Source organism: Terriglobales bacterium, assembly GCA_035457425.1.
Taxonomy (GTDB): domain Bacteria; phylum Acidobacteriota; class Terriglobia; order Terriglobales; family Acidobacteriaceae; genus JACPNR01.
In genome coordinates this window covers 1-2044 of sequence record DATIBR010000151.1, presented here as the reverse complement: position 1 = coordinate 2044, position 2044 = coordinate 1, and the positions used below count along the sequence as shown (strand labels likewise).

The window sequence follows — 2044 nt, the reverse complement described above, 5'->3', positions numbered from 1 at the left end:
GCCGCGGTCGGCGGCATCAACGAGAGCGACGTGACGCTGGCGCGCGCCTCGGGCGGCATGATCATCGGCTTCAACGTGCGCGCCAACCCGCAGGCGCGCGAGCTGGCGCGGCGCGACCATATCGACATCCGCTACTACTCGATCATCTACAACGTGGTGGATGACGTGAAGGCGGCGCTCTCCGGCATGCTGGCGCCGACCCTGCGCGAGAAGTTCCTGGGCAACGCGGAGATCCGCGAGGTCTTCAACATCACCAAGGTCGGCAAGGTTGCCGGCTGCATGGTGGTGGAAGGCGTCGTCAAGCGCGGCGCCAGGGTGCGCCTGCTGCGCGACAGCGTGGTGATCCACGAAGGCAGCCTCAAGACGCTCAAGCGCTTCAAGGACGAGGTGCGCGAGGTCAAGGAAGGCTTCGAGTGCGGCATGGCGTTCGAGAACTACGACAACATCGAGAAGGGCGACATCATCGAGTGCTTCGAGGTCGAAGAAGTCGCCCGCGCGCTGGCGTAAGGTCGTCGCTTCTCCAGATGAAACTCGAGCCGAACGGTCGAACCCGCTAGCCCCTTCCCCCCCTTGTGGGGGAAGGTTGGGATGGGGGGTGATGCAGTGCAATGTTCCCGACGATTAGCGCTGACGCGCTGCGCGCCTGACGGCGCGCTTCCCCCCATCCAGCTCCGGCTAAGCTCGGCTGCGCCTCGCTAAGCCTGCGCAACCTTCCCCCACAAGGGGGGAAGGGAATATATCGGAAGAGTGGACAGAAGTTTCGAGACCATGGCTCGCAAGAAGAAATCATCGGCGCCGGCGGGGCAGAGGCAGTTGCGGGTGGGCGAGGAGATGCGCCACGCGCTCTCCGAGATCCTGCGCGACAACCATCTCGCCGATCCCGACCTGCACGGAAAGATCATCACCGTGACGGAGGTCCGCGTCAGCCCGGACCTGCGCAACGCCACGGCCTTCGTCCTGCCGCTGGGCGGCACCGATACGGTGAAGGTGGTGGAAGCGATGAACCGCGCCGCCGGCTATTTCCGCGGCGAACTCGGGCGGGCGGTGAACATGCAGTTCACGCCGACCATCCGTTTCCGCGCCGACGAGACCTTCGAGGAAGCGAGCAGGATCGAACGCATCCTGCACGACCCCGCGGTCGCCCGCGATCTCAAGTCCGGGAAGGATGAGGACGATGAAGCGTAAGCGCGGCGGCAAGGTCGACGGCTGGCTGATCCTGGACAAGCCGGTCGACCTCGCCTCGACCCAGGCGGTCAACATCGTGAAGCGCATTTTCGATGCGCAGAAGGCGGGTCACGCCGGCACGCTCGACCCGCTGGCGTCGGGCATCCTGCCGATCGCGCTGGGCGAGGCGACCAAGACCGTGCCGTTCGCCATGGACGCCGCGAAGACCTATCGCTTCACCCTGCGCTTCGGCGAGGCGCGCGCGACCGACGATGCCGAGGGCGAGGTGGTCGAGAGCTCGGCCAAGCGGCCGAGCGACGAGGCGATCCGCGCCATCCTGCCGAGCTTCACCGGCCTCATCACCCAGGTGCCGCCGGCCTTTTCCGCCATCAAGGTGCAGGGGGAACGCGCCTACGATTTGGCCCGCGCCGGGGAGCTGGTGGAACTCGAGGCGCGCCAGGTCCTCATCCATTCCATCCGGCTGCTGGCGCGCCCGACCGCCGATGACGCGACCTTCGAGGTGGTCAGCGGCAAGGGCGCCTACATGCGCGCCCTGGGCCGGGATTTGGCAATGGAACTAGGGACTTGCGGTCATATCCGGGACCTGCGGCGCACCGCCGTCGGGCCGTTCACCGAGGCGCGGGCGATTTCGCTGGAATCTTTGAAGGCCCTGGGGCATAGTCCCGCCGCTTTTGAGCACCTTTTGCCCGTCGAAACCGCGCTGGACGACATCCCGGCCCTGGCTTTGACGGCCACCGAGGCGATCCGCCTTCGGTCGGGACAGCCGGTTGGATTGCTCCACCGACAAGACCGCGACCGTATTTACGAGCTTGCTCCCGGCGGCATGGTCCGCGCTATGGCGGAGGGCAGGCTCGTGGCC

General features: G+C 66.5%; 3 protein-coding genes. All 3 read left to right on the top strand.

The features are described 5' to 3' along the window. Window positions 1–507 (top strand): EF-Tu/IF-2/RF-3 family GTPase (locus tag VLA96_11485; protein HSE49822.1); only part of this gene is annotated, 507 nt, incomplete at its 5' end. Window positions 508–768: 261 nt separating this feature from the next. Beyond that, on the top strand, window positions 769–1185 hold the full coding sequence (rbfA, locus tag VLA96_11480; GenBank protein ID HSE49821.1) for a 30S ribosome-binding factor RbfA: 417 nt from the start codon (window positions 769–771) through the stop codon (window positions 1183–1185). Further along, the coding region (truB, locus tag VLA96_11475) for a tRNA pseudouridine(55) synthase TruB (GenBank protein ID HSE49820.1) at window positions 1175–2044 on the top strand (870 nt) is incomplete at its 3' end. The genes rbfA and truB, both read left to right, overlap by 11 nt.